Source organism: Variovorax sp. GW821-FHT09A10, assembly GCF_059418385.1.
This window is the reverse complement of sequence record NZ_JBWKPT010000001.1, coordinates 1-26,254: the sequence shown is the minus strand read 5'-3', so window position 1 is coordinate 26,254 and position 26,254 is coordinate 1. Positions and strand designations below refer to the sequence as shown.

Here is a 26,254-nt window from a genome sequence, read left to right as displayed (position 1 = left end):
CGCACGCAGCCCCACGCAACTGTTTTCTTTCTCTCTTCTTCATGGACGACTCTCAACCTCCGCTCGACCTTGCAGGCCCCACCGACGGCGACACCACCCTCACGCTGGCCGACTACGCGCAGACCGCCTACCTCGAATACGCCCTGAGCGTGGTCAAGGGCCGCGCGCTGCCCGATGTGTCCGACGGCCAGAAGCCGGTGCAGCGGCGCATCCTGTACTCGATGTCGCGCATGGGCCTGGGCTTCGGCGGCACCAACGGCACCGTGGGCGCCAAGCCCGTGAAGAGCGCGCGCGTCGTCGGTGACGTGCTCGGCCGCTTCCACCCGCACAGCGACCAGGCCGCCTACGACGCGCTGGTGCGCATGGCGCAAGACTTTTCGCAGCGCTATCCGCTGGTCGACGGCCAGGGCAACTTCGGCAGCCGCGACGGCGACGGCGCCGCGGCCATGCGCTACACCGAAGCGCGTCTGGCGCGCATCACCAGCCTGCTGCTCGACGAGATCGACGAAGGCACGGTCGACTTCATTCCCAACTACGACGGCAGCACCGAAGAGCCGCGCCTGCTGCCGGCGCGGCTGCCGTTCACGCTGCTCAACGGCGCCAGCGGCATCGCCGTGGGCCTGGCCACCGAAATCCCGAGCCACAACCTGCGCGAAATTGCCGACGCCTGCGTGGCGCTGATCAAGTCGAACGGCAAGCTCAGCGAAGAAGAGCTGCTGGCGATCGTGCCCGGCCCCGACTACCCGGGCGGTGCGCAGATCATCAGCGGTGCCAGCGACATCGCCGATGCGTACCGCACCGGCCGCGGCTCGCTCAAGGTGCGCGCGCGCTGGACGATCGAAGACCTCGCGCGCGGCCAGTGGCAGCTCGTGGTCAACGAACTGCCGCCCGGCGTGAGCACGCAGAAGGTGCTCGAAGAGATCGAGGAAATCACCAACCCGAAGGTCAAGGCCGGCAAGAAGGCGCTGAGCGCCGACCAGACCCAGCTGAAGGCCGCGATGCTGTCGATGCTCGACGTGGTGCGCGACGAGTCGAGCAAGGACGCCGCCGTGCGCCTCGTGTTCGAGCCCAAGACCTCGCGCATCAGCCAGGACGAGTTCGCGACCACGCTGCTGGCGCAGACCTCGCTCGAGACCTCGTCGTCGATCAACCTCACGATGGTCGGCATCGACGGCAAGCCCACGCAGAAGTCGCTGCGCCAGATGCTCAACGAGTGGATCGCGTTCCGCGAGATCACCGTCGAGAAGCGTTCGCGCCATCGCCTGGGCAAGGTGCAGGACCGCATCCACATCCTCGAAGGCCGGCAGCTGGTGCTGCTGAACATCGACGAGGTCATTGCCATCATCCGCGCGGCGGAAGACCCGAAGGCGGCGCTCATTGCGCGCTTCAACCTCAGCGACCGCCAGGCCGAGGACATTCTTGAAATCCGGCTGCGCCAGCTTGCGCGGCTCGAAGCCATCAAGATCGAACAGGAGCTGGCCGGCCTGCGCGACGAGCAGAAGAAACTCGAAGACATCCTCTCCAGCCCGGCCGCGCTGCGCCGCCTGCTGGTGAAGGAAATCGAAGCCGACGCCAAGACCTTCGAAGACCCGCGCCGCACGCTCATCCAGGCCGAGAAGCGCGCCGTGGCCGAGGTGAAGGTGGTCGACGAGCCCGTCACCGTGATCGTGTCGCAGAAGGGCTGGGTGCGCGCGCAGAAGGGCTGGGCCAGCGAGAAGGCTGCAGGCAATGGCGGCACCGCACCCGAGTACAGCTTCAAGTCGGGCGACACGCTCTACGGCGCCTTCGAATGCCGCAGCGTCGACACGCTGCTGGTCTTCGGCAGCGCCAAGGACAAGAGCGTGCGCGTGTACACCGTGCCCGTGGCCTCGCTGCCCGGCGCGCGCGGCGACGGCCAGCCCGTCACGACGCTCATCGAGCTCGATGCCGGCACGCACGTCACGCACTTCTTCGCGGGCCCGGTGGGCGCCTGCGTGCTGCTCGCCAACACGGGCGGCTACGGCTTCATGGCCACCGTCGAGAACATGATGTCGCGCCAGCGCGGCGGCAAGGCCTTCATCGACGTGGGCGAGGGCGAGCAGCTGTGCCGTCCGTCGCTGGTCGGCGGTGCGAGCGGCGCCGAGCCGATGCCGGCCGCCACGCACGTGGCCTGCGCCTCGAGCGGCAAGCGCATCCTGACCTTCGACATCACCGAGCTCAAGAGCCTGCCCAAGGGCGGTCGCGGCCTGACGCTGATCGACCTGGAGGCCAAGGACACGCTGGCCGGCGCGGTGGCCTACACGCGCAGCGTGCGGATCGAAGGCGTCGCCCGCGGCGGCAAGGAGCGCGAGGAAACGCTGGAGATCCGCTCGCTCAACAACGCGATGGGGACCCGCGGGCGCAAGGGCAAGGTGGCCGACCTCGGGTTCACGCCGGCGAGCGTCGTGCGGGTGCTCTGATGCTGGGCGGCATCGACATCAGCATCCTCGGCGTGATCCTCGCCGTGGTCACGGGCTTCGGCAGCTACATCCTGGGGCGCCGCATGCGCGAGAAGCGCCAGGGCAAGCGGCGCGCGAAAGACCGCGCCATCGCGCAGGCCAACGAGACGCGCCAGGTGCGGCGCGCGCGCGAGCGGCGCGAGCAGGAAGGCAAGTAAGTCGCTCGGCGGGCGGCCTCACCAGCCGTCGTAGCCGCCGACGTTCTCGCGCGTCACGAGCTTCGACGGCAACAGCAGCACGCGCTGCGGCGGTGCCTGGCCCTTCAGGAGCTTCAATCCGATCTCGGCTGCCCGCTGGCCCATCAACGTGGGCGACTGCGTGGCGCTGCCGGCGATCAAGGTGGCGGGGTCACGCAGCCGCTGCACCACTTCCGGCGAGCCGTCCATCGCGGTGATCACGAGGTCCCGGCGTCCCGCGACCTGGGCCGCCAGCTCCGCGCCGATGCCGCACAGGTCGTTGATGGCGAACACGCCCGACAGCTTCGGATGTTGCGCGAGCAGCCGCGTCATCTGTTCCACGCCGCCGTCCTTGGTGGCGCCGCCGTTCAATGCCATCGGCACCACGCGCACGCCGGGTGCGGCGTTCAGTGCTTCGCGACAACCGCCGACGCGGCCCACTGCGGCCGTGTTCGGCGGGCCGTCGATGATCGCCACTTCGCCCTTGCCACCGAGCCTGCGCACCAGGTGTTCGCAAGAGAGCTTGCCGGCCGCGCGGCTGTCCGTCACCACGGCCGCGTCCGCGCCTTGCACGAGCGCATCGACCGCCACCACCTTGATGCCGGCCGCGCGCGCCTCCGCGACGCGGGCGTGCAGGCTGGTCGAATCGACCGGCGTCACGATCACCAGCTGCACGCGCTGGCGGATCATTTCCTTGAGCTGCTCGTCCTGCCGCTGCGGATCGAACCCGCTGGACACGACCGTGATGTGCGCCGCGCCGCGACTGTCTTCGGCCAGCGTGCTTTCCACCGCGCGCGCGATGTAGGCAAAGAAGGGGTTGCGCAGGTCGCTCACGAGCACGCCGACGTGCGGGCCCTTGCCATGGTTGGCATGTGTCGCGAGCGCGCTGCCCGCGGGGCCCACGGCGAGGAGGAGGGCCAGCAGCCAGGTGCGCCAGGGACGTTTCATGGGCATGGGTGCGAGGGCCTCGTTGCGAGAGGGGCCGGTGAAGGGGGGGGGGATGATGACATGTTCCGCACCGCCTCGCATCCGCGATCTGCGGCAGTAAGCGCGAGTGAATGGACGGACCTGCCAGTCCCGGTAGGTGCCGATGTTGTCGCGGGTAGGCAGCGTGGGCGGCAGCAGCGTCAGACCTGGAGGCAGAAGGGGTTGCCCAGGTCGCTGACGCTCAGGTCGATGTGCGGCGCATGGGGGGCGCCCCCTTCGCTTTGCCCCTGTGGCCCGCGATCGATGCCAGCACGCGCCCCGCGGCGAAACCCCTGGCGATACGCGCCAGGCGGCGCCTCGGGGCGCGTGTCGAGATGGCGGGGATGCCGCCTCCTTTCTTGCCGGTTCTTCTTGTGATCACCTTGCTCCCTGTGGCTGCTGCCTTGCAGATGACGGTGTCGTCCGCGATCGGCGTCCGGGGAGGGATTCGTCGCGGCGACACGGCGATTGAACCGGCCGCTGGTTAACTGTCTGTAAACCTTCCAAAAGTGGCGCGCAACATTTGATACGCACACCGCCGCGTGAACGGTGCGCTCCTCACTTCAGCCCGGCCCACCAACGCACATTGGTGCGCGCCTGGCCCACCGTGAGCACTTCGCCGATCACCGGCGTGGCCAGGTCGATCTTCTTGGCCTGCGCCAGGTCGGCGATGCGGTCCAGCGGGTCGTGCCAGGTGTGGAAGGCCAGGTCGAAGGTGCTGTTGTGCACCGAATAGAGCACCTTGCCGCGCAGGTCTTCGAAGGCCTGCACGCTCTGCTCGGGCGTCATGTGCACGCCGGGCCAGTAGGCGTCGTAGGCGCCGTTTTCCATCAGTGCCAGGTCGAAGCCGCCGAAGCGTTCGCCGATCTGCTTGAAGCCGGGGAAGTAGCCCGAGTCGCCGCTGTAGAAGATGCGCTGGTCGCCGCTTTGCACCACCCACGAGGCCCACAGCGTGCGGTCGCGGTCGGTCAGCGTGACCGCGCGGCCCGAGAAGTGCTGCGCGGGCGTGGCCGTGAGCTTCACGCCCGCATGCTCGCCGCCTTGCCACCAGTCGAGCTCGGTCACGCGCTCGGCGGGCACGCCCATCTCGACGAGCCGGGCGCGCACGCCCAGCGGCACGAAGTAGCGCTGCACGCGCGTGGCCAGGTACTCGATGGTGGCGACGTCGAGGTGGTCGTAGTGGTCGTGCGAAAGGATCACGGCCTCGATCGGTGGCAGCTGCTCCAGCTGGATCGGCGGCTTGTGGAAGCGCTTCGGCCCGACCCACGTGAAGGGCGAGACGCGCTCGCTGAACACGGGGTCGATGAGCCAGTACTTGCCCTTGAGCTTCAGCAGGTGCGACGAGTGGCCCAGGCGCACCACATGGTTGGCGTCGGCCGCAAGCGCGTCAAGCGCCTGGGGCGTCAGTGCGCGCACCGGAATCGGGTCGACCGGCACGGTATCGACCTTGCTGCCGACGATGAAGCGCGACCAGATGCGCCAGGTGCTGGCGGCGGGTTGCAGCTCGGGGTTGGGCATGTTCTGGAACACGCCGCCCTTGAACTGCGGTGAGTTGTCGTAGCGCGCTTCCCCGCCGCCGGCGCTGCTGCAGCCCGCGACGAACGCGCAGCCCGCCGTGGCGAGCACCGCGCTGCGGCGCAGCAGCCGGGGTAAATAAGCGCCTTGCGAATCCGATTCGTCAGCCATGGGAAAGCCCTCTGCGTGTGTGTTGGTCTTGAGGCGCGAGACTAGCGGGAGTTGGCTTTTCAATGGTTTCAGCGACAGAAACATTCGGCGGGCGGGGGCAATCCGCGGGCCGGCGGCATACTCCGGCGATCTACGTCCACAGCCCTTCATCGCCATGAAAACTGCCATCCTCGTCATCGACATGCAGCGCGGCCTTTGCGACGATCCGCCCCGGCCGTACGAGGCCGAAGCGGTCATCGGCCGCATCAACGCGCTCACGGCGCGGGCCCGCGCGGCCGGCGTGCCGGTGGCCTTCGTCCAGCACGAGAACGCCATCGACCTGGAGTTCGACTCCGAGCGCTGGCAGCTGGCCGATGCCTTGCAGGTGACGCCGGCGGATGCCCGCCTGCGCAAGACCACGCCCGACTCGTTCCTGCGCACGCCGCTGGAGGCCTGGCTGTCGGGGCAGGGCGTGCGGCGCGTGGTGGTCTGCGGCTATTCGTCGGAGTTCTGCGTGGACACCACCGTGCGCCGCGCCGCCGCGCTGGGCTACGAGGTGGTGCTGGCGGCCGACGCCCACACCTCGCACGACAAGCCGCATGCCAAGGGCGCCTTCATCCGCGCGCACCACAACGCGACGCTGTCGGACATCACGAGCTTCGGCGTGCCGATCCGCGCGATCGACAGCGCGGACGTTGTCTTCGGCGATTGATCGGGATGGCGTTCGGGGTGCGTGCGCAGCCGATCAACGACCGCCCTGAACCCGAGCTTCAGTCCGCTCCCGCCCGCCACACCCGCGCGAGCGCCGCCAGCTTGCCCCGCAAACTCAGCTTGTCGTTCGACAGCGCATCGATGAAATCCGACAGCCGCTGCGACTTCACCATCGTGTAGATCGTGAGCCAGGTGGTGAGCACGAACACCACGCCGAACCAGATCGCCTTGCGCCACAGTGGCGCATCGGCTTCGGCCAGCAGGTTCATGCCGAGGAAGCCGGTGGTGACGGTGCCGATGAGGCCGAACAGCGTGACCACCGTGAGCCGCACGACGGTGCTGGCCTGCCGGCGCAGGCTGTCGGCATCGAGGTAGGTGTTCATGTCGGCGATGCGCGCCTTGACCTCGTCGTACAGCGGGTCGAGCCCGAGGTGCGCGGCGCACATGTGCGAGAGCGCGCGCACCTGCGCCTGCTCCGAAATCTCGTGGAACCAGTAGCGGTGCGTGAAGCGCAGAAAGCGCTCGAAGCTCGCGCGGATGGCGCGCTTGAACTGCTTCACGCTCGGCGTGCTGCGGATGTCGAGCTTCTTCAGCGCTTCCACCAACTGGTCCGAGAACATCAGCAGCGAGGCTTTCTGGAAGTGCGCGATGAGGAACAGCAGGAAGTGCTGGTGCCTGAACTGCGCGAGCACGCCGCGGTCGCGGCAGCAGAAGAACTCGGAGCGCGCGTCGCCCACCACGATGAGGGCGTGGCCGTTGCACAGGTAGCGCGTGTTGGGCGCCGCGCCCGCGTTCACCCAGAAGCGGTCGTAGCAGTACTTGTGCTCGAAGTCGGCCAGGTGGTGCTCGGCATAGGGCAGGTGGGCGTCGGCGCCGCCCGCGCCGGTGACGAGCGCGAGCCGCACGAAGTCGTCGCGCGTGAGGCGGCGCGGGTCGTCCATCGACAGGTACGCCATCACCGGCATGCGGTAGTACTCGATCTGGCGGTAGCGCAGCACGCCGGGGTCGTCCGAATGGTCGCTCACCAGCGGCTGCATCAGGTAGGCCCAGTGCGCCGCGATGCGCGGCGCGCGGTGTTGGGCCACGTGCGACAGGAAGGCGTCGCGCTGCTGCGCGTCGGAGGCGGCGAGCACGCGGCCGTCGGCGTCCAGCCATTCGACGCTGGCCATGCAGTGCAGGGCGGCGCCGTCGGGCTCCCAGCCCGAGGGGTAGGCGCGGCCGAAGCGGTAGAGGATGTCCTGCGCCTGCGCGAGGCTCAGGTGGTCGGTGCCGACCTCGAGGTTGAGCAGCACCACGTCGATGTCGAAGAAGAAATACAGGTCGCAGTGAATCACGTCGAGGGTGATCGGCGCCTCGCCGGGGTGCGCCACCAGCCGCACGGCCGCGATGTCGCGGCGGCGGAACACGCGCATCGGCGAATCGCCATCGCTGCCTGTGCCGTCGCTGGTGCTGCCGCGCGATCGGCCTTCGCCGTACAGGAAGCGCTGCACGTAGGGCAGGAAGCTCACGAACTCGTTGTAGTGGCGCTCGTGGAAGCGGCCGCTGTCGCCGGTGTATTCGTCGACCTCTTCGCGCCAGGGCGAGGCCTCGCCCAGGTCGCGCAGCACGTGCCAGGGGCCGTGGTGCGTGGGCGCCGCGCCGGGCGCCGGCACGAGGCGCAAGGGCCAGAGCAGCGCCTGCCGGAAATGCTGCACGACGGGGCCGGTGGCCGGGGTGCTTGCCGGGGAAGAAGTGGGGTCCGCGTGGGGGTTCGGCATCGCGCCAGTGTAGGCAGGCGGGTGAGTCAAAACGCCCACCTAGGGGAATCCCTAGCTAGGTCTGAAACCGGTTTCATTTAAGCTGCAAGCATTCCTTTCAGGGTCTGCGCACGGCCTGGCCGTGCACGCTCCGCCATGAACTACCAGTTCCAATTCGACGCCGTCTTTGCCGCCTGGCCGCTGCTGCTCAAGGGCACGTGGATCACGGTGCAGCTCTCGCTCATTGCCACCCTGCTGGGGCTGGTGGTGGCCATCTTCTGTGCCTGGGGCAAGACCTCGGGGCCGGGCTGGCTGCGCTTCCTCGTCAATGCCTACATCGAGGTGATCCGCAACACGCCGTTCCTCGTGCAGCTGTTTTTCTTCTTCTTCGCGCTGCCGGCCATCGGCCTGCGCTGGTCGCCGCAGACGGCCGCGCTGGTGGCGATGGTGGTGAACCTGGGCGCGTACGCCACGGAAATCATCCGCGCGGGCATCGAGTCGATTCCCAAGGGCCAGATCGAGGCAGGCCGTGCGCTCAACCTCAAGCCCTGGGAAATCTTCCGCTTCGTGATCATCAAGCCCGCGCTGAAGGCGATCTACCCGGCGCTCACGAGCCAGTTCATTTTGCTGATGCTGAGCTCGGCCGTGGTGTCGGTGATTTCGGCCGACGACCTGACCTCGGTGGCCGCCAACCTGCAGTCGCAGACCTTCCGCAGCTTCGAGATCTACATCGTCGTGGCCGGCATCTACCTCGCGCTGGCACTGGCCTTCTCGGCCATGTTCAAGCTGATCTACAAGCGCACGCTCAACTACCCGGACCGCCGGTAACTGACTGACCACGACGGACGGAGCACACACCATGCGCACCTTCGGTTTTCCCGAATTCCTTTTCATCCTCGAAGCAGCCCAGTGGACGCTGGCGCTGTCGGCCATCGCCTTCGTGGGCGGCGCCATCCTGGGGCTGCTCATCGCGCTGATGCGCACGTCGGAATCGACGTGGGCACGCGCCGTGTCGACCACCTTCATCCAGATCTTCCAGGGCACGCCGCTGCTGCTGCAGCTGTTCTTGGTGTTCTTCGGCGCGCCGGTGCTGGGGCTGGACATCAACCCGTGGGTCGCCGCCGGCGTGGCGCTGGTGCTGAACAGCGCGGCCTTCCTGGGCGAAATCTGGCGCGGCTGCATCCAGGCCATTCCGCGCGGCCAGTGGGAGGCGGCGCAGGCGCTGAACCTGCACTACGTGGCGCGCATGCGCGACGTGGTGCTGCCGCAGGCCTTCAAGATCGCACTGGCGCCCACGGTGGGCTACCTGGTGCAGATCATCAAGGGCACGTCGCTCGCGGCCATCATCGGTTTCGTCGAGATCACGCGCGCCGGGCAGATCGTCAACAACGCCACCTTCCAGCCGCTCATCGTGTTCTCGGTGGTGGCCGCCATCTACTTCGTGATCTGCTGGCCGCTGTCGCTGCTGGCCGCGCGCATGGAGCGCAAGCGCGCCCAGGCGCTCGCACGTTGACCCTTTTCGCTTTTCCTTTCTCGTCGCTTCCTTTCTTTATTCAGGAGACACATCCAATGACCGTTACCACCACCCGCCGCGCTGCCATCGCAGCCCTGGGCCTCGGCGCCGCGCTGACCGTGTTCGCTCCCTTCGCTTCGGCACAAAGCATGGCCGACATCAAGAAGAAGGGCGAGATCACCATCGGCATGCTGGTCGACTTCCCGCCCTACGGCACCACCGACGCCAAGAACCAGCCCGACGGCTACGACGCCGACGTGGCCAAGCTGCTGGCCAAGGACTGGGGCGTCAAGGCCAACATCGTGCCGGTCACCGGCCCGAACCGCATTCCGTTCCTGCTGACCAACAAGGTCGACCTGCTGGTGGCTTCGCTGGCTGTGACGCCCGAGCGCGCCAAGCAGGTGCAGTTCTCGCAGCCCTACGCGGCCGCGACCATCGTGCTGTACGGCGCGACCAAGACCTCGATCAAGGCGGCAGGCGACCTGAAGGGCCTGCGCGTGGGCGTGGCCCGCGCCTCGACGCAAGACGTGGCCGTGACCAAGGCCGCGCCCGAAGGCACGGAAATCCGCCGCTTCGACGACGACGCCTCGGCCATGCAGGCCCTGATCTCGGGCCAGGTCGATGCGATCGGCTGCTCGGTCACCGTCGCGGCGCAGATCGCCAAGCGCGTGCCGGCCAACACCTTCGAAAACAAGTTCACGCTGGTGCAGCAGTCGATGGGCATCGCGATGCGCCCCGGCCAGGAAGAACTCACCAAGGCCGTGAACGCCTTCGTGCAGAAGAACACCGCCAACGGCGAGCTGAACAAGCTCTATCAAAAGTGGCTGCAGGCCGACCTGCCGAAGATGCAATAAGCGAAAGCGCTTGAAGGGAATCCTGGCATGACGACGGAATCGATCATCCGCATGGAAGCGGTCAACAAGTGGTACGGTGAATTCCAGGTGTTGACCGGCATCGACCTGTCGGTGCGCCAGGGCGAGCGCATCGTGATCTGCGGGCCTTCGGGCTCGGGCAAGTCGACGCTCATCCGCTGCATCAACCGGCTCGAGACGGTTCAAAAGGGCCGCATCGTGGTCGACGGCATCGACCTGACCGCGGGCGGCAAGAACGTCGATGCGGTGCGTGCCGAAGTCGGCATGGTGTTCCAGCAGTTCAACCTGTTCCCGCACCTCACCATCCTGGAAAACTGCACGCTGGCGCCGATGCGCTCGCGTGGCATGACCAAGGCGCAGGCGGAAGAGGTGGCCATGAAGTACCTCACGCGCGTGCGCATTCCCGAGCAGGCGAAGAAGTACCCGAGCCAGCTCTCGGGCGGCCAGCAGCAGCGCGTGGCCATTGCGCGTGCGCTGTGCATGTCGCCCAAGATCATGCTGTTCGACGAGCCCACCTCCGCGCTCGACCCCGAGATGGTCAAGGAAGTGCTCGACACCATGATCGGCCTGGCCGAAGACGGCATGACCATGCTGTGCGTGACGCACGAAATGGGCTTTGCCCGCAGCGTGGCCGACCGCGTGATCTTCATGGCCGACGGCAAGATCGTCGAGCAGGCACCGCCGCAGGAGTTCTTCGGCAACCCCAAGGACGAGCGCACGCGCCAGTTCCTCGGGCAAATCCTCAGCTCGCACCAAGCCCACTGATGGCCTTCGAAGTCCTGATTTCTCTGTCGTCCTTCGGTGCGGCCGAGGTGGGGCGGCACGGCCAGCTCTGGTGCTCGCAACTTTCGCGCGCGGCCGGTGCCGATTCTGTGGAAGTGCGTGGCGAGATGCTGCGTGACGCCGATGCGGAACTGCCCGCGCTGAACGGTCTTGCTTCCGTGTACTCCAGCCCCGAGGGCCTGTGGGCCGAAGGCGGCTGGCTCGACAGCGCCGCGCTGCAACGCGGCATCGCCGCCGCCACGCGCGTGGGCGCGAAGCGGCTCAAGATGTCCATCGGCGACTTCCAGGCTTCGTCGCACGGTTCGCTCTGGGGCCTGAAAGTCGCGCTGGCCGAAACCCGCGTGGAGCTGCTGATCGAGAACGACCAGACCGTGCGCGCCGGCACGCTGGCCGCGCTGCAGGCCTTCTTCGACGTGGCCGACCGCGCCGGCGTGCCGCTGGGCATGACCTTCGACATGGGCAACTGGCACTGGCTCGGCGAGTGCCCGCTGCAGGCCGCGCAGGCGCTCGGCCACCGCGTGCGCTACGTGCATTGCAAGGGCGCGCAGCGCCTGCCGCACAAATGGGTGGCGGTGCCGCTGGGCGACTCGGTCGCGCCGTGGCGCGCGGTGCTGCGCGCACTGCCGGCCGACGTGCCCCACGCCATCGAATACCCGCTCGTGGGCGACGACCTGCTGGCCGTCACCCGCACGCAGATCGACTTCATCCGCGCCGCACGGGCGTAGGAACACACACATGACGCAACCCACCGCCTTCGACGTCGCGCTGTTCGGCGAAGCCATGCTGCTGCTCGTGGCCGACCGGCCCGGCCCGCTGGAAGACGCCCAGTCGTTCCACAAGCGAACCGCCGGTGCCGAGACCAACGTGGCCATCGGCCTGTCGCGCCTGGGCCTGAAGGTCGGCTGGGCCAGCCGCCTGGGCACCGACTCCATGGGCCGCGCGCTGCTGGCCGCGATGCGCGCCGAGGGCATCGACTGCTCGCACGTGATCACCGACGCGACGCAGCGCACCGGCTTCCAGTTCAAGGGCCGCGTCACCGACGGCAGCGACCCGCCGATCGAATACCACCGCAAGGGCTCGGCCGCCAGCCACATGGGCCCGGCCGATGTCGACGAAGCCTGGCTGCGCTCGGCGCGCCACCTGCACGCCACCGGCGTGTTCGCCGCCATCTCCGAGACCAGCCTTCAGGCCGCGCTCAAGTCGATGGACGTGATGCGCGCGGCCGGCCGCACCATCTCGTTCGACACCAACCTGCGGCCCACGCTGTGGTCGTCCACCGAGACCATGCGCCACTGGGTGAACGAACTCGCCTCGCGCGCCGACTGGGTGCTGCCCGGCATCGAAGAGGGCCTGCTGCTCACGGGCCATGACAAGCCCGAAGACGTGGCCAGGTTCTACCGCGAACGCGGTGCGAAGCTGGTCGTCGTCAAGCTCGGCGCGGCCGGCGCCTACTACGACAGCGACGTGGCCGGCACCGGCCATGTCGACGGCTTCCCGGTGAAGGAAGTGATCGACACCGTGGGCGCGGGCGACGGCTTTGCGGCCGGCGTGGTGAGCGCGCTGCTCGAAGGCCGCAGCGTGCCCGACGCGGTGCGCCGCGGCGCCTGGATCGGCGCGCGCGCCGTGCAGGTGCTCGGCGACACCGAAGGCCTGCCGACGCGGGCGCAACTCGAAGAAGCGGGACTGTGATGACCAAGAAGAATGTGCTGGTGTTCCGGGCGCTGCCCGAAGACCAGCTGGCGCGGCTGCAGGCGGTGCACCACGTCACCGTGGCCGATCCGCGCAAGGCGCCCGAGGCCTTTGCCGCTGCGCTTGCCACCGCGAACGGGCTGATCGGTTCGAGCTACAACGTCGACGCTGCGCTGCTGGATGCGGCGCCGCAGCTCGAAGTGATTTCGAGCGTGTCGGTCGGCGTCGACAACTACCCGCTGGCCGAACTGCACAAGCGCCACATCGTGCTGTGCCACACGCCCGACGTGCTCACCGAGACCGTGGCCGACACGGTGTTCGCGATCCTCATGGCCACGCAGCGGCGCGTGGTCGAGCTGTCGACGATGGTGCGCGAAGGCCGCTGGACCAAGAACATCGGCGAGGAATTCTTCGGCACCGACGTGCACGGCAAGACGCTGGGCATCCTCGGGTTCGGGCGCATCGGCCAGGCCGTGGCGCGCCGCGCCGCACTGGGCTTCGGCATGCCGGTGCTCTATCACGCGCGCCGCCCGGTCGACTTGGCCGCGCAGGCGCCCGAGCTGCAGGGCCGCGCCACCCACACGCCGCTGGACGACCTGCTCGCGCGCGCCGACATCGTGCTCGCGATGCTGCCGCTGACCGACGCCACGCGCGGCATGATCGACGCCGCCTTCTTCGCACGCATGAAGCCGGGCGCGTCGTTCATCAACGGCGGCCGTGGCGCCACCGTGAACGAAGCCGCGCTGCTCGACGCGCTGGACCACGGCGCCTTGCGCGCCGCCGGCCTCGACGTGTTCGCGAAGGAGCCGCTGCCGGCCGACTCGCCGCTGCGCACGCACCCGCGCGTCACGCCGCTGCCGCACATTGGCTCTGCCACGCACGAGACGCGACACGCGATGGCCGAGCTGGCCACGACCAACCTGCTGCAGGTGCTGGCCGGCCAGAAGCCCACAGCCCCCTACGACACCGCCGCCGCCTGACATGAAGCCCACAGGCCGCGCCACCATCGCCGACGTCGCCGAAGCCGCGGGCGTCTCCAAGGCCACTGTCTCGCGCTTTTTGAACCACCGCGAGCGGCTGCTGAGTCCCGACATCGCCGCGCGCGTCGAGGCCGCCATCGCCAAGCTGGCGTACTCGCCCAGCCCGATGGCCCAGGCGCTGAGCCACGGCCGCTCGCGGCTCATCGGCCTGATCGTGGCCGACATCACCAACCCGTACTCGGTGGCCGTGCTGCGCGGCGCCGAGAAGGCCTGCCAGGACGCCGGCTACCTCGTGATGCTGTTCAACCTCGGCAACGAGAGCGAACGCGAGCGCGAGGCCATCGATGCGCTCGCGGGCTACCAGGTCGACGGCTTCATCCTCAACACGCTGGGGCGCGGCAGCAACGTGGTCGACGCGGTCACGCTGCACGGCAAGCCGGCGGTGCTGGTCGACCGCCGGCACACGGGCATGCACACCGACTTCGTCTCGCTCGACAACCACGCCGCCATGCGCGACACCTGCGGCCATCTGGTCGAAGGCGGCTATCGCGAGCTGCTGTACGTCACCGAGCCGCAGAAGGGCGTGAGTTCGCGGCGCGAGCGCACGGCCGCCTTCGGCGCCTGCGTGGCCGCGCACGAGCCGCGCGTGGCGGGCGAGGTCTTCGAATCGGTCGAGGGCGAGAACGACGTGCTCGACGAGGCCTTGCGTGCGCTGCGCCAGCGCGCCAAGCGCGGCCGCCGCGCGGCGGTGGTCGCGGGCAATGCCGTGGTCACGCTGCGCGTGGCGCAGGCCATGGCGCGGCTGGACTGGCGCTTCGGCGCCGACCTGGGTTTCGTGGGCTTCGACGATCCCGAATGGGCCTCGCTCATCGGGCCGGGCCTGAGCACCGTGGCGCAGCCGACCGACGAGATCGGCCGCGCCGCGGCCACCTGCCTCATCGAGCGCCTGCGCGGGCTCGACGCGGCGCCGCGTCAGCTGTTGCTGCCCGGTGAACTCATGGTGCGAGGCTCATCGACGGCACTGCCGTAGCGGATGCCGCGAAGGAGGCCGGCCCGCGCATCCAGCCGGCCGCGCGCTCCGCGATCATGATCGTCGGCGCGTTGGTGTTGCCGCCGATCAGCGTCGGCATCACCGAGGCGTCGACCACGCGCAGGCCCGCGATGCCGTGCACGCGCAGCTGCGGGTCGACCACTGCCATCGCATCCACACCCATCTTGCAGGTGCCCACCGGGTGGTAGATGGTGTCGGCGCGCGCGCGGATGTGCTGCTCGAGCTGCGCGTCGGTGTGGGCGTCGGCGGTGTAGACCTCGCGGTGGCGGTACTTTTCGAGCGCGGGCGCGCGCATGATCTCGCGCGTCTTCTTCACGCCCTGCAGCAGCAGCGCCATGTCTTCGGGGTCGGCCAGGAAGCGCGGGTCGATGCGCGGCGCCGAGTCGGGGCTGGCGTCGTTCAGCCGCACGTCGCCCCGGCCCTTGGGGCGCAGCACGCACACATGGCACGAGAAGCCGAAGCCGGCGTGCAGCTTGCGCGCATGGTCGTCGGTGATCGCGATCACGAAGTGCAGCTGCAGGTCGGGCCGGCGCAGTTCGGGCGACGACTTGATGAAGGCGCCGCCTTCCGCGAACGGCGTGGCGACCAGGCCCGTGCCGTCGCGGCGCCACTGGCCGATGGCCTTGAGAAGGTGCAGCCCGCCGACCGGGCCGATGCCGAACATGTCGGTCTGCTTCGACTTGTAGGCGACGATGAAGTCGCAGTGGTCCTGCAGGTTCTGGCCCACGCCGCGCAGCGCATGCCGCACGGCGATGCCGTGGCGCGCGAGTTCGTCGGGGTCGCCGATGCCCGAGAGCATCAGCAGCTGCGGCGAGTTGAAGGCGCCGCCGCACAGCGCCACCTCGCGGCGTGCGCGAATGGTTTCGACGTTGCCGCCGCGCCGCACCTCGACGCCCACCGCGCGCCGGTCTTCGAGCACCACGCGCAGGGCCTGCGTGCCGGTCAGCACCGAGAGGTTGGGGCGCTGGTCCATCACCGGGTGCAGGTAGGCCGCGGCGGCCGAGCAGCGCTCGCCGTTCTTCGCGCCGCCGTGGAACTGCGTCACCTGGTAGAGCCCCGCGCCTTCCTGCTCGGGGCCGTTGAAGTCGTCGTTGCGCGCAATGCCGCACTCGGCGGCGGCGCGCACGAAGGCCTCGGTGATGGCGCGCGGGCTTTGCTGCTCCGACACCTGCAGCGGGCCGTCGGCGCCGTGCAGCGCGCTCGCACCGCGCTGGTTGCCTTCGGCGCGCAGGAAGTGCGGCAGCACCTCGTCGAAACTCCAGCCGGTGCAGCCCGCGCGCGCCCAGTCGTCGTAGTCCTCGCGGTGGCCGCGCACGTAGAGCATGGCGTTGATCGCACTGGAGCCGCCCAGGCAGCGCCCGCGCGGCTGGTAGCCGCGCCGCCCGTTGAGGCCGGGCTGCGGCACGGTCTGGTAGGCGTAGTTGTTGATGCGCGGGCGGCCCGGCAGCATCGCCACCACGGCGGCCGGCGCCCGCACGAGGATGCCGCGGCCGTCGCCGCCGGCCTCGATGAGGCAGACCGTCACCGACGGGTCCTCGCTCAGGCGCGAGGCCAAGGTGGCGCCGCCCGAGCCGCCGCCCACGATCACGTAGTCGAATTCCGCCATGGCTTCTGGTCCTTCTTGTCGTTGGATGTGAGGATGCCCGTGCGCCGATGCGCGCACCGGCATTGTGGCCAGCGTCCCTGGGGTCGGACTCCACGGGTTTCCCCTGCCGTGGACGCACCTTGGGGGCTTTACCGATGCTTCACCCAGCGGACAAATTGCAACGCGCCGCCCGTGGCCCAATGCGCCTTCGGAGCGCTCGACCCTGCGCCCGCCCTTCAACGCTCTGCCCATGCACCTGCTTTCAGACGCGACGATATTCACCGAGGTCCGCTTCTGGGGGCTGGTGCTGTGCTCGCTGGTGCTGCCCGCCGCGATCTTCGTCACGCTGTTCGTGCGGCGCGAGTTCTCCAAGACCACCGTGCTGGCCTTCGGCCTGCTGCTGATCGCGCTGGCGCGGCTGGCGCAGGCCACGCCTTCGCTGGCGGACGACCTCGTCTTCTCGTCGGAGCTGTCGATCGCGCTGTACATCTTTCCGGCGGCGTTCGGCACCATCGGGCTGAACATGGTCTCGCACGTGCTCATGCACTACCTGAAGCAGAAGGAAGCGCGCTTCGAGGCCCACCGGCAGGCACCGCCACCGTCGGCACCGCCAGGGCGCCGGGGTTCGCGCGTGCCGCGCCACCGTCGCGTGGCATCGCGCGTGTCGCCCCGGCCGGGCTCGCGCACGGCGGCGGCGCGCCGTCCGCCCGCGGACCGCTGAGGGCGATACCCGGCGGGTTTCCTCCGGCACCCACGGGGAACCGTGGGGTTCGACGCCGGTTGCCGCCAGAATCGAAGGATGCCCGCCACCATCCTGTTGATCGACGACCACGCGATGTTTCGCGAAGGCCTGTTCCTCGCGCTGCGCGAAGCCGAGCCGACGATGACTGTCGCCACGGCCCGCAACGGCGCCGAAGCGCTCGAGGCGCTCGCCACCTTGCCCCAGCTCGATGCGGTGATGACCGACTACTACCTGCCCGACCTCGGTGGCGCGGCCCTGCTGGCCGAGCTGCACCGGCGGCGTGGCGGCCTGCGCATCCTGGTGCTGTCGGCCTCCGAAGACCCGCAGGACATCGACACCGCGCTGGACGCCGGCGCGCAGGGCTTCGTGCACAAGTCGGCCGACAGCCAGCAGCTCATGGACGCGCTGCGCCGCGTCATGGCGGGCGAGCAGAACGTGGTGCAGGCCTCGCCGGCGGGCGGTGCGTCGCTGCCCGTGCTGTCGACGCCCACCGACGTGCTGAGCACGCTCACGGCGCGGCAGGCCGAGGTGCTGCAGCTGTTGTGCGAAGGGCTGCGCAACGCCGAGATCGCGCTGCGCCTGGCCACCAGCGAGAAGACGATCAAGGCGCACATCTCGGCGATCTTCGGCGCGCTCGGCGTGACCAGCCGCACGCAGGCCGTGATCGCGGCGCGGCGCGCGGGGATGCTCGGGCGCCCGCGCTAGCAGCGCCGCAACGCGGTCAGCGCGGCTGCTGCTGCGTCGTGCAGTGGATGCCGCCGCCGCCGGCGGCAATGGCGTCGATGTCGAGCTGCACGATCTCCCGTTTGGGGAACAGCTCGCGCAGAAGCGAGCGAGCGTTGCCGTCGGCGCGCGCATCGCCGAACTGCGGCGCAATGACGGCGCCGTTGCAGACGTAGAAGTTGATGTAGCCCGCCGCGAACTCGTCCGACTCGTAGGTGCTGCGCACCGTCTCCGGACCGCGCAGCACCTCCACGCGCAGGCGCTGTCCGCGTGCGTCGGTGGCCTGGCGCAGGATCTCCAGGTGGCGCCGGGTCACGGCGTGGTCGTAGGAGTCGGGGTCGTCGTCCAGGCCCGCGACCACCACGCCCGGCGCGGCAAAGCGCGCATAGAAATCGGTGTGGCCGTCGGTGATGTCGCGGCCCGCGATGCCGGGCAGCCAGATGATCTTGCGCAGGCCCAGCAGGCGCTTGAGTTCGGCTTCGCAGGCTTCCTTGCGCAGGCCGGGGTTGCGGTTGGCATTGAGCACGCAGCTCTCGGTGATGATGGCCGTGCCCGCGCCGTCGACCTCGATGCCGCCGCCTTCGAGCACGAGCCGCGTGCGCAGGCGCTGCACCTCGGCGGCGTCGGTCACGTACTCGGCCACTTCGGCGTCGCGCGCATGCGACTGCTTGTTGCCCCAGCCGTTGAAGTTGAAATCGACGCCGGCCCATTCGCCCGCGCTATTGCGCACGAACACGGGGCCGGTGTCGCGCATCCACAGGTCGTCCACCGGCTGCACCTCGAGCGTCACGCGGTTGCCGCACAGCCGCGCCGCCAGCTCGTGCTCCTGTTCGCGCACCAGCAGGTGCACGGGCTCGAAGGCGGCGATGGTGCGGGCGATCTGCGCCAGGTGTTCGCGCGCCGGCTTCAGCAGGCGCCGCCCCCAGACGCGTTCGCTGGGGCCGAAGGACATCCAGGTGGCCTGGTGCGCGTCGCCCTCGTCGGGCATGTGCCAGGTGTCGGGTGCTGCGGCCGTGGCCGTGGCGACCAGGCTCAACGAGGCCAGGGGCGCCAGGCCCATGCCGTGCAGCAGGCGGCGGCGGGTCAGGGGAAGGTGCATGTCGGTCTCCGAAATCAGGGGAGGGGGCGCGGCATCACGCCGGTTCCTGTTGCGTCGTGCAGTGGATGCCGCCGCCGCCCGCGGCGATGGCGTCGATGTCCAGTTGCACGATCTGGTGGCTGGGCAGGTGCGCGGCCAGCGCCGCGCGGGCCGCGCTGTCGGCCACGGCGTCGCCGAACTCGGGCATGAACACCGCCTTGTCGGTGAGGAAGAAGTTGACGTAGCCGGCCGCGAACTCCTTGCGCGCAAAGGTGGGGCGCACCTGACTCGGCGTCTTCAGCGTGACGATCTGCAGGGGGCGCCCGCGCGCGTCGGTGGCGCCGGTCAGCAGTTCCAGGTGGCGGTGTGTCACGGCGTGGTCGTACGATTTCGGGTCGGTGTCCAGCGCCGCCACGACCACGCCGGGCTTGAGAAAGCGCGCATAGAAATCGGTGTGGCCGTCGGTGATGTCGCGGCCCGCGATGCCGGGCAGCCAGATGATCTTGTCCAGTCCCAGCATGCGCTTGAGTTCGACCTCCGCGTCGGCCTTGCTGACGCCCGGGTTGCGGTTGTTGTTGAGCACGCAGCTCTCCGTGATGATCGCCGTGCCCTGGCCGTCGACCTCGATGCCGCCGCCTTCCATCACGAGGCTGCTGCGCAGCAGCGGCACGCCCGTGAGTTCGGCCATGCGCGCGGCCACCGTGGCGTCGCGCGCATGGGCCTGCTGGTTGCCCCAGCCGTTGAAGTTGAAGCTCACGGCGGCGCGCTCGCCACGGGCGTTGCGCACGAAGACGCAGCCGGTGTCGCGCATCCAGAGGTCGTCGATGGCGTGTTCGATCAGGTGCACGTTGGAGCCGCACAGTTGGCGGGCCGTGGAAACATCCGCGGGATTCACCAGCATCTTGACCGGTTCGTAGACGCTGATGGCATTGGCGATGCGCGCCAGCGCCTGGAACACCGGCTGGCGCATCTCGGCCGTCCAGATGGATTCGCGCGCCGCGAAGGCCATCCACACGGCGCGGTGGGCGTCGCCTTCGTCGGGCATGCGCCAGCCGGACGCAGGTGCCGGGGCGGGAGCGGGAGACGGCGAAGGGGTAGGCATGGGCACGGGGAAGGGCGGCAGCATGCCGCTGCCCCCACCACCGCCACCGCCGCCACAGGCGGTCACGAGTCCACCGAAAAGGCCCAGGCCGCCCAGGCTCAGGAGAGTGCGTCGCGTTGTCATTGGAATCAGGGTTACTACTAAGTTCTAGGAAGCCCCGGATTCTGTCGACGCCTATCTATCTACACAATTGATGTCTTTTCAATGGATTGATCGATCTGTCTCATATCGCCAGCGTCTTCCTGCGCAAACCGCCGCAGGCTGTTGAACACCTCCCGCACCAGCGGCAGGCGTGAGGGGCCTTCGGCGCACGCGATCCAGAGGGTGCCCAGCGGCAGGCTCGGGGTGTCCGGCCACTGCCGCAATTGCCCCGTGCGCAAGGCGTCGTCGGCCAGCAGGCGCGACACCAGCGCGATGCCCCGGCCGCGCAAGGCCGCGTCGAGCACCAGGCGCGGGTCGTCGTAGATCGCGGCCTTGCGCAGGCCGCCGAAATGCGCGCGGATGAAGGGGCCGATGCGGTCGCTCGTGAGGTCTTCTTCGAGGCACAGCAGGCCGAGGTTGTCTTCCTCTTTCTGGGCGGGCGGCCCGACGGCCACAAGTTCGTCGGTGAGCAGCGGCACCTCGAACACGCCTTCCTGCCGCAGTGGCGCGCGGGTGATGGCGATGTCCACGTCGAGCTCGTCGATGAAGCGCGCGCTCTCGTCGACCGAGATGATCGGGCACAGGTCCGGGTGCGCCTGCAGCAGCCGGTCGACCCGCGGCTGCAGCCAGCCGCTGGCCACGGGCGCGGGACACACCAGCGTGACGAGCCGGTCGTCCATGTAGGTCTCGATGCGGGCCAGCCCGTTGCGGATGTGCTCGAGCGACTTGCCCACGCTGTCCAGCAGCAGGCTGCCCGCCACCGTCAGCTCCACGCCGCGCCCCTTGCGCCGGAACAGCGGCTGGCCGACCTGCTGCTCCAGCTGCGAGATCTGGTGACTCACGGCGGACTGCGAGACGAACAGCTCTTCCGCCGCGCGCGAGTAGTTGCCCAGGCGCGCCGCCGCCTCGAAGCCGATGAGGAACTTGAAAGAGGGCAACCGGGTGTTGGACATATGAATGGCGTCGATGAATTCAGCCAAGAAATGTCGCTTTTTCATCGAAGGAATTCAAGTCAGAGTGAGCGTCCCTGCAATTTCTTCTGAAGGACCCTTTGATTTCCAACGATTTCGACGCCCGCCGCGCCGGCCTGCGCATGCCCGCCGAATGGGAGCCGATGGCCGCCACCTGGCTGGGCTGGCCGGTGCTCGACCACCGCGAAGCCCTGTGGGGCGCGCACTACGACGCGGTCTGCCGCGCGTTCGGCCTGCTGGCGCGCACCATCGCGCGCTACCAGCGCTGCATCGTGGCCGCGCACGCACCGCTGGCCGACGCGGCCCGCGCGGTCTGCGGCCCGCAGGTGCGCGTGGTGCCCATCGCGGCCGAAGACAACTGGCTGCGTGACTGCGGCCCGATCTTCCTCGTCGACGAGCACCAGGCGAGCCAGACCGCGGTGGGCTTCCGCTTCAACGCATGGGGCGAGAAGTACCACCCTCATGACGGCTGCCAGCGCGCCGCCGCGGACATCGCCGCGCTGGCCGACGTGCCGCTGGTGCGTTCGGACATGGTGCTCGAAGGCGGTGCCTTCTACGTGGACGGGGAGGGCACGCTGCTCACCACCGAGAGCTGCCTGCTGCACCCGAACCGCAACCCGGGCCTGCGCAAGCCGCAGATCGAGGCCGAGCTGCGGCGCATGCTGGGCGTGCAGAAAATCGTCTGGCTGCCGGGCCACGCGGCCGAGGTGGAGACCGATGGCCACATCGACGGCATCGCGTCGTTCATTGCGCCGGCCCGCATTCTTTTCAATGCGGCCGACCCCGACCAGGGCGACTACTTTCGCGCGATGCAGGAGAACCGCCGCGCGCTCGAACTGGCGACCGACGCGTGCGGCCGTCGCTTCGAGATCCTCGACCTGCCCGTGCCGCGCGACGTGCACACCTACGGCAGCACGCGCTTCTGCGACCTCTATTCGAACTACATCCTCGTCAACGGCGTGGTGATCTCGACCGCCTTCGGCGTGCCGCGCGATGCGCAGGCGCGCGAGGTGTTCGCGCGTGCGTTCCCAGGCCGCCGCGTCGAGCTGCTGCCGATCGATGCGATCTCGCTGGGCGGCGGCGCCGTGCATTGCTCGACGCAGCAGCAGCCGATGCGGGGGAATCGCCTGGCCGTGCGCGGCTTCTAGGGCGCGATCAGCTGCGACACCGTCGCCTGCAGCTGCGCCGGGTCCACCGGCTTGTGCAGCATCTGCCAGCCGCGCGCCGCCACGTCGCTCAAGCGCCGCGGATCGGTGTCGCCGCTCACGATCAGCGCGGGAATCGCGTCGTCGTTGTATTCCTCGTGCAGCCGATCGACCACGTCGATGCCGGTCTCGCCCGCGCGCAGGCGGTAGTCGCTGATGATGAGCGCCGGCTTGCCGGGCTGGCGCGCGGCCAGCGCCAGCAGCTCGTCGCCGCCTTCGGCCGCGATCACCCGCAGGCCCCAGCTTTCGAGCAGCAGCTGCAGGCCCAGGCGGCTTTCGCCGTCGTCCTCGGCCACGAGCACGAGGCGGCCGGTGTCGGCCGGCAGCGGCGCGGGCGGCGCCTCGGGCACGGGCAGCGCCTGGTGCGCCAGCGGCACCGTCACCGAGAACACCGTGCCCCGGCCGACACGCGAGCGCAGCGCCAGCGGATGGCCCAGCAGCGCGGCCGTGCGCCGCACGATGGCCAGGCCCAGCCCCAGCCCCTTGGTGCGGTCGCGCTCGGGGTTGCCGAGCTGGTGGAACTCCCAGAACACCTGTTCCTGTTCGGTGGGCGGAATGCCGGGGCCGGTGTCCCACACCTCGATGCGCAGCGCGTCGGCGCCCGCGCGGCGGCAGCCGATGAGCACGCCGCCGCGCGCCGTGTAGCGGATCGCGTTCTCCACCAGGTTGCGCAGCACGCGGTCGAGCAGCGCGGGGTCGGAGTGCACCACGGCATCGCCCGCGCGCAAGCGCAGCGACAGCGCCTTGCCCGCCGCCTGCGGCGCGAACTCCAGCTGGATCTGATCGAGCAGGTGCGCCAGCGCAAACGGCCGCGCCTTCACGCGCACCACGCCCGCGTCGAGCCGCGAGACATTGAGCAGGCCCTCGAACAGCAGCCCCATCGCCGCGGCGGCGCGGCCGATGCTGTCGACCAGGTGCCGGCTCGCCGCCGGCAGCGCCTGCCCGCGCAGCACGCCCACGAACAGGCTCAGCGCATGCACCGGCTGGCGCAGGTCGTGGCTGGCCGCGGCAAGGAAGCGCGACTTGGCGAGGTCGCTGCGCTCGGCCGCGTCTTTCTCCAGGCGCAGCTGCCGCAGCAGGTAGAGGTTCTCGAAGCGCAGCTCGAGCGAATCGACCTGCGTGCGGTACATGCGCTGCGCGAAGGCCAGCGTGACGAACAGGTAGAGCACGCCGGCCGCCGACATCACGCGCAGCAGCACGTCGTCGAGCGTGCCCATCGCGAGGATCGCGGGTGCGAAGTACGTCACCTGAAAGCCGTAGAGCAGCCCCAGGTCGATGCAGTAGGCATAGATCGCGCCCGTGCCCATGGTGAGCATCGCCACCACGATGAACATCTGCTGCGGCAGCGACACCTGCAGCATCCACCCCGCCAGCGGCAGCCCCCACAGCAAGCCGCCGAGCACCGCTCCGACCATCGCGCCGCGCCGCCAGCGCCGCAGCGCGCCCGGGTCGTGCTCGGCGTGACGGTAGCGCGCTACCTGCCAGGCGCGCACCGCGGTGAGCGCCGCGTTGGCGCCGACCCAGGCGAGCAACTGCTCGTGCGGCACCGCGCCCCACAGCGCCGCGACCACCAGCCCCGCCGTGAGCATCACGCCGAGCAGCGAGAACGGAAAGTTGCGTCGCAAGGCGGCCATGCGCGCGGCAAAGACGGGGTCGGCGGGCGTCGTGGGTGGGGTGGCGCTCATCGGTGTGTGAAGGGGGAGGAGGTGGGATCGCCGAAGGTGGCGATCTCAAGGTAACGCGTGGCGTGGGGGGCGTCATGGGACTTTAGTCCAATGCGCCGCGCTCAAGGGCTGCATAGCATCGCGCCGCTGTGCATCCATCGCACCCCGTTTGCCCTGACCCAAAAAAGGAAAAAAATCAATGAACCGCGTCTACCGGCTTGTCTTCAATCGCGCGAGCGGTGTTCTTCAGGCCGTGTCGGAGACCGCGCATGCATCGGGCGGCGGTAGCGGCGGCAGGCGTCGCCAGGTCGCGCGCCGCGGGCGCTTCACGGCGTTGGGGAAGACCGTTCTGGCGCTGGCCATCACGATGCCCGCAGGCGCCGTCCTCGCACAGACGCGGCCCTCGGGACCATCGATCTTTACCGGCAACGGCAGCATCAACATGCCGTCCGCCGGTGTTTTGTCCGTGATCCAGACTTCACCGTTCATCGGCGTGAGTTGGGGAAGCTTCGATGTAGGTGCGGGCGGACAGGTGAGCTTCGATCAGCCGCTCGCCTCGTCGACCGCACTCAATCAGATCGCCAATGGGTTGCTCACCGGCATCGACGGGAACATCAGCTCGAAGGGGAAGGTTTTCATCACCAATCCCGACGGCATCGTCGCACGCTCGGGCGCAACGCTCGCGACGGGGTCGCTGTTGCTGACGTCGCTGGGCATCACGCGTGTCGGCATCAGCGACAACTATCTGCTGGAGAGCGGCAATGCGCCACCGGCAAACATCCTCAACAGCGGAGAAATCGCGGCGGCCTCTGGCGGCTCGGTGGCTCTTGTCGGCCACGCCGTGCGGAACAGCAACCGTATCGCCGCGACCGGGGGGCGCATCGAGCTGATCGCGGCCAGCCGTGCGGAACTCGTTGCCGACAGCCTGGGGCGGACGGCGGTCACGATTGCAGCCAATGGCGCGCTCCAGGGCGCCCGGGACGCCACCTTGCCCGCCGTCGAGAACACCGGAACACTGCAAGCCGACGACGGCATGATCGTGCTGCAGGCGCAAGCCGCACCGGGGGTGTTCGCTCGACTGGTCGGCAACAGCGGCACGGTCCAGGCCCGATCGACCAGTGCAAACACCATCGGCAGCGTGACGCTGAGCGCAAGCGGTGGCGCTGTCGTCACAAGCGCAACGAGCGTGATCGACGTGAGCGGAGTCCGGGGAGGGCAAGTCGCCCTGTACTCCAACACCGGGGTGTCGGTCGGCGGATCGATCGACGCAACGGGCACCACATCGGGCGGAGCCATCAGCATGGAAGGCGGCCCGATCGACTTCGCAAGCGGGCACAGGATCGATGCGGGTTCCGGCGCGATCACGCTCTCATCGAGCGGTGCGATCACGCAGGCCGTGGGAACGGGAGCGATTCTGGGCGGCACGCTGAGGGGAAATTCCGGCGGAGAGACGAGCCTCGATGGCAACAACGCGATTGGCGACCTCAATGGTTTTTCGGCCGCGGGCTTCCGCCTGACCAACGCGCGGTCGCTCTCTGTCTCCGGCTCGCTCAATGGCAACGCCAGCGTGGCCCTGACAGTGAACGGCGGCCTGACGCTCGGCGGCGACGTCAGTGGCCGCGACATGGCTCTCGATGCGATGGGCGCCATCGTGCAGAGCAGCGGGACCCTCACGGCCGACAAGCTGTGGGGCAATTCGGCGGGCAGTGCGACGCTGGGCAATCTCAACCAGATCGCCGAGGTGGCCTATTTCTACAGCGGTGGCGCGCTGAGCCTGAACACCGGCCGCGCATTGACCATCAGCGGCGATGTCTCGGCGCGCATGTTCACCCTCGATGCCGCCAGCGGCACCGTCGTCACGGGCTCGGTCGAGACCCGCGACACCAGCGGCAGCGGTACGACGGTCCGCGCGGGCACCTTGCAGATCGGCGACGGCGGGAGCCGGGGATCGATCTCGGGCAACGTCAAGCTCGACACGCAGCTCATCTTCAAGCGCAACGATGCCGTGGCCTTTGCAGGGAGCGTCAGCGGCGCGGGGTCGCTGTCCCAGGCCGGCACCGGCAAGCTCACCCTGACGGGCGCCAGCACCTACACAGGCGGCACCACGATCAGCGCAGGCACCCTGGAGATCGGCGATGGCGGCAACAGCGGCAGCATCAGCGGCAATGTCACCAACCACGCGGCACTGGTCTTCAACCGATCGAACGATGCGGCCTTCGCGGGAAACATCACCGGCAGCGGCAACGTGACGAAGACCGGCGCGGGCACGCTGGTCTACACCGGCAACGCCACGTACACCGGCGGCACGACCCTCAACGCTGGCACCCTGGAGATCCGCGACAGCGGAAGCATCCTCGGCCACATCGCCAACAACGCCGCGCTGGTGTTCAACCGCAGCGCCGACACCACCTTCGCTGGCAACAT

23 protein-coding genes are annotated in these 26,254 nt (G+C 69.1%); 15 read left to right on the top strand and 8 right to left on the bottom strand.

The window, feature by feature from the left end; translation table 11 throughout:
• Positions 1-41: 41 nt before the first annotated feature.
• Positions 42-2,438: a DNA topoisomerase IV subunit A gene (gene parC, locus AC07Q9_RS00115; RefSeq protein WP_495306831.1), complete on the top strand. Its 2,397-nt coding sequence runs from the start codon at positions 42-44 to the stop codon at positions 2,436-2,438.
• Positions 2,438-2,635 (top strand): hypothetical protein, encoded by a 198-nt coding sequence (locus AC07Q9_RS00110; RefSeq protein ID WP_225617000.1) that lies wholly within the window; start codon positions 2,438-2,440, stop codon positions 2,633-2,635. The genes parC and AC07Q9_RS00110 overlap by 1 nt, the downstream gene beginning before the upstream one ends.
• Before the next feature lie 18 nt (positions 2,636-2,653).
• Here AC07Q9_RS00110 and AC07Q9_RS00105 read toward each other — a convergent pair whose 3' ends face one another.
• Together AC07Q9_RS00105 and AC07Q9_RS00100 are read right to left on the bottom strand one after the other, a co-directional pair.
• Complete coding sequence (locus AC07Q9_RS00105; protein ID WP_489057347.1) at positions 2,654-3,607, bottom strand: ABC transporter substrate-binding protein; 954 nt, start codon at positions 3,605-3,607, stop codon at positions 2,654-2,656.
• A 570-nt stretch (positions 3,608-4,177) separates the two neighbouring features.
• Positions 4,178-5,305, bottom strand: a complete 1,128-nt coding sequence (locus AC07Q9_RS00100) for an MBL fold metallo-hydrolase (protein ID WP_495306830.1) — start codon at positions 5,303-5,305, stop codon at positions 4,178-4,180.
• Positions 5,306-5,459: 154 nt separating this feature from the next.
• On the opposite strand from AC07Q9_RS00100, the gene AC07Q9_RS00095 reads away from it, so the two are divergent.
• A complete protein-coding gene (locus AC07Q9_RS00095; protein ID WP_492678012.1) occupies positions 5,460-5,996 on the top strand; it encodes a cysteine hydrolase family protein in 537 nt (178 codons plus the stop codon).
• 58 nt (positions 5,997-6,054) lie between these two features.
• Here the strand turns inward: AC07Q9_RS00095 and AC07Q9_RS00090 are convergent, their stop codons facing one another.
• Entirely contained in the window at positions 6,055-7,752 is a 1,698-nt protein-coding gene (locus AC07Q9_RS00090; protein ID WP_495306829.1) for a hypothetical protein, read from the bottom strand.
• 135 nt (positions 7,753-7,887) lie between these two features.
• Between AC07Q9_RS00090 and AC07Q9_RS00085 the strand changes: the two genes are divergently transcribed.
• From AC07Q9_RS00085 to AC07Q9_RS00050, 8 genes are read left to right on the top strand one after another with little or no spacing between them, the layout of a single operon-like run.
• Complete coding sequence (locus AC07Q9_RS00085; protein WP_495306828.1) at positions 7,888-8,559, top strand: amino acid ABC transporter permease; 672 nt, start codon at positions 7,888-7,890, stop codon at positions 8,557-8,559.
• A 31-nt stretch (positions 8,560-8,590) separates the two neighbouring features.
• Positions 8,591-9,244 (top strand): amino acid ABC transporter permease, encoded by a 654-nt coding sequence (locus AC07Q9_RS00080; RefSeq protein WP_369647600.1) that lies wholly within the window; start codon positions 8,591-8,593, stop codon positions 9,242-9,244.
• A 56-nt stretch (positions 9,245-9,300) separates the two neighbouring features.
• On the top strand, positions 9,301-10,098 hold the full coding sequence (locus tag AC07Q9_RS00075) for a transporter substrate-binding domain-containing protein (RefSeq protein ID WP_307694136.1): 798 nt from the start codon (positions 9,301-9,303) through the stop codon (positions 10,096-10,098).
• A 27-nt stretch (positions 10,099-10,125) separates the two neighbouring features.
• Entirely contained in the window at positions 10,126-10,881 is a 756-nt protein-coding gene (locus tag AC07Q9_RS00070) for an amino acid ABC transporter ATP-binding protein (protein WP_056583293.1), read from the top strand.
• Complete coding sequence (locus AC07Q9_RS00065) at positions 10,881-11,624, top strand: sugar phosphate isomerase/epimerase family protein (RefSeq protein ID WP_495306827.1); 744 nt, start codon at positions 10,881-10,883, stop codon at positions 11,622-11,624. The genes AC07Q9_RS00070 and AC07Q9_RS00065 overlap by 1 nt, the downstream gene beginning before the upstream one ends.
• Positions 11,625-11,634: 10 nt before the next feature.
• Positions 11,635-12,588, top strand: coding sequence for a sugar kinase (locus AC07Q9_RS00060; RefSeq protein ID WP_369647598.1), 954 nt, complete (start codon positions 11,635-11,637; stop codon positions 12,586-12,588).
• Positions 12,588-13,568, top strand: a complete 981-nt coding sequence (locus AC07Q9_RS00055) for a 2-hydroxyacid dehydrogenase (RefSeq protein WP_495306826.1) — start codon at positions 12,588-12,590, stop codon at positions 13,566-13,568. Before AC07Q9_RS00060 ends, AC07Q9_RS00055 begins: the two co-directional genes overlap by 1 nt.
• 1 nt (position 13,569) lies before the next feature.
• A complete protein-coding gene (locus AC07Q9_RS00050; RefSeq protein ID WP_495306825.1) occupies positions 13,570-14,598 on the top strand; it encodes a LacI family DNA-binding transcriptional regulator in 1,029 nt (342 codons plus the stop codon).
• Here AC07Q9_RS00050 and AC07Q9_RS00045 read toward each other — a convergent pair.
• Positions 14,564-16,225, bottom strand: coding sequence for a GMC family oxidoreductase (locus AC07Q9_RS00045; RefSeq protein WP_495306824.1), 1,662 nt, complete (start codon positions 16,223-16,225; stop codon positions 14,564-14,566). The genes AC07Q9_RS00050 and AC07Q9_RS00045 overlap by 35 nt on opposite strands.
• 229 nt (positions 16,226-16,454) lie before the next feature.
• Here AC07Q9_RS00045 and AC07Q9_RS00040 point away from each other — a divergent pair, with 229 nt between their 5' ends.
• Positions 16,455-16,925 carry a hypothetical protein gene (locus AC07Q9_RS00040; protein WP_495306823.1) on the top strand — a complete coding sequence of 157 codons (471 nt, stop codon included), beginning with the start codon at positions 16,455-16,457 and terminating at the stop codon, positions 16,923-16,925.
• Positions 16,926-17,003: 78 nt separating this feature from the next.
• Positions 17,004-17,651 carry a response regulator gene (locus AC07Q9_RS00035; protein WP_492695376.1) on the top strand — a complete coding sequence of 216 codons (648 nt, stop codon included), beginning with the start codon at positions 17,004-17,006 and terminating at the stop codon, positions 17,649-17,651.
• Between the two features lie 16 nt (positions 17,652-17,667).
• On the opposite strand, the gene AC07Q9_RS00030 is transcribed toward AC07Q9_RS00035, so the two are convergent.
• From AC07Q9_RS00030 to AC07Q9_RS00020, 3 genes are read right to left on the bottom strand one after another with little or no spacing between them, the layout of a single operon-like run.
• Positions 17,668-18,768, bottom strand: coding sequence for an agmatine deiminase family protein (locus AC07Q9_RS00030; protein ID WP_495306822.1), 1,101 nt, complete (start codon positions 18,766-18,768; stop codon positions 17,668-17,670).
• Positions 18,769-18,802: 34 nt separating this feature from the next.
• Positions 18,803-19,972 (bottom strand): agmatine deiminase family protein, encoded by a 1,170-nt coding sequence (locus tag AC07Q9_RS00025; RefSeq protein ID WP_495306821.1) that lies wholly within the window; start codon positions 19,970-19,972, stop codon positions 18,803-18,805.
• A gap of 59 nt (positions 19,973-20,031) precedes the next feature.
• On the bottom strand, positions 20,032-20,970 hold the full coding sequence (locus AC07Q9_RS00020; RefSeq protein ID WP_495306820.1) for a LysR family transcriptional regulator: 939 nt from the start codon (positions 20,968-20,970) through the stop codon (positions 20,032-20,034).
• A gap of 71 nt (positions 20,971-21,041) precedes the next feature.
• On the opposite strand from AC07Q9_RS00020, the gene AC07Q9_RS00015 reads away from it, so the two are divergent.
• A complete protein-coding gene (locus AC07Q9_RS00015; protein WP_495306819.1) occupies positions 21,042-22,109 on the top strand; it encodes an agmatine deiminase family protein in 1,068 nt (355 codons plus the stop codon).
• Here AC07Q9_RS00015 and AC07Q9_RS00010 read toward each other — a convergent pair.
• Positions 22,106-23,851 (bottom strand): ATP-binding response regulator, encoded by a 1,746-nt coding sequence (locus AC07Q9_RS00010; RefSeq protein ID WP_495306818.1) that lies wholly within the window; start codon positions 23,849-23,851, stop codon positions 22,106-22,108. The two genes, AC07Q9_RS00015 and AC07Q9_RS00010, sit on opposite strands and share 4 nt — an antisense overlap.
• A gap of 178 nt (positions 23,852-24,029) precedes the next feature.
• On the opposite strand from AC07Q9_RS00010, the gene AC07Q9_RS00005 reads away from it, so the two are divergent.
• The coding region (locus AC07Q9_RS00005) for a two-partner secretion domain-containing protein (RefSeq protein ID WP_495306817.1) at positions 24,030-26,254 on the top strand (2,225 nt) is incomplete at its 3' end.

Excerpts from the sequence above, each read along its gene's own strand:
- parC (WP_495306831.1), top strand. The coding sequence starts at position 42 with ATGGACGACTCTCAACCTCCGCTCGACCTTGCAGGCCCCACCGACGGC.
- AC07Q9_RS00110 (WP_225617000.1), top strand. The coding sequence starts at position 2,438 with ATGCTGGGCGGCATCGACATCAGCATCCTCGGCGTGATCCTCGCCGTG.
- AC07Q9_RS00105 (WP_489057347.1), bottom strand. The coding sequence starts at position 3,607 with ATGCCCATGAAACGTCCCTGGCGCACCTGGCTGCTGGCCCTCCTCCTC.
- AC07Q9_RS00100 (WP_495306830.1), bottom strand. The coding sequence starts at position 5,305 with ATGGCTGACGAATCGGATTCGCAAGGCGCTTATTTACCCCGGCTGCTG.
- AC07Q9_RS00095 (WP_492678012.1), top strand. The coding sequence starts at position 5,460 with ATGAAAACTGCCATCCTCGTCATCGACATGCAGCGCGGCCTTTGCGAC.
- AC07Q9_RS00090 (WP_495306829.1), bottom strand. The coding sequence starts at position 7,752 with ATGCCGAACCCCCACGCGGACCCCACTTCTTCCCCGGCAAGCACCCCG.
- AC07Q9_RS00085 (WP_495306828.1), top strand. The coding sequence starts at position 7,888 with ATGAACTACCAGTTCCAATTCGACGCCGTCTTTGCCGCCTGGCCGCTG.
- AC07Q9_RS00080 (WP_369647600.1), top strand. The coding sequence starts at position 8,591 with ATGCGCACCTTCGGTTTTCCCGAATTCCTTTTCATCCTCGAAGCAGCC.
- AC07Q9_RS00075 (WP_307694136.1), top strand. The coding sequence starts at position 9,301 with ATGACCGTTACCACCACCCGCCGCGCTGCCATCGCAGCCCTGGGCCTC.
- AC07Q9_RS00070 (WP_056583293.1), top strand. The coding sequence starts at position 10,126 with ATGACGACGGAATCGATCATCCGCATGGAAGCGGTCAACAAGTGGTAC.
- AC07Q9_RS00065 (WP_495306827.1), top strand. The coding sequence starts at position 10,881 with ATGGCCTTCGAAGTCCTGATTTCTCTGTCGTCCTTCGGTGCGGCCGAG.
- AC07Q9_RS00060 (WP_369647598.1), top strand. The coding sequence starts at position 11,635 with ATGACGCAACCCACCGCCTTCGACGTCGCGCTGTTCGGCGAAGCCATG.
- AC07Q9_RS00055 (WP_495306826.1), top strand. The coding sequence starts at position 12,588 with ATGACCAAGAAGAATGTGCTGGTGTTCCGGGCGCTGCCCGAAGACCAG.
- AC07Q9_RS00050 (WP_495306825.1), top strand. The coding sequence starts at position 13,570 with ATGAAGCCCACAGGCCGCGCCACCATCGCCGACGTCGCCGAAGCCGCG.
- AC07Q9_RS00045 (WP_495306824.1), bottom strand. The coding sequence starts at position 16,225 with ATGGCGGAATTCGACTACGTGATCGTGGGCGGCGGCTCGGGCGGCGCC.
- AC07Q9_RS00040 (WP_495306823.1), top strand. The coding sequence starts at position 16,455 with ATGCACCTGCTTTCAGACGCGACGATATTCACCGAGGTCCGCTTCTGG.
- AC07Q9_RS00035 (WP_492695376.1), top strand. The coding sequence starts at position 17,004 with ATGCCCGCCACCATCCTGTTGATCGACGACCACGCGATGTTTCGCGAA.
- AC07Q9_RS00030 (WP_495306822.1), bottom strand. The coding sequence starts at position 18,768 with ATGCACCTTCCCCTGACCCGCCGCCGCCTGCTGCACGGCATGGGCCTG.
- AC07Q9_RS00025 (WP_495306821.1), bottom strand. The coding sequence starts at position 19,972 with ATGACAACGCGACGCACTCTCCTGAGCCTGGGCGGCCTGGGCCTTTTC.
- AC07Q9_RS00010 (WP_495306818.1), bottom strand. The coding sequence starts at position 23,851 with ATGAGCGCCACCCCACCCACGACGCCCGCCGACCCCGTCTTTGCCGCG.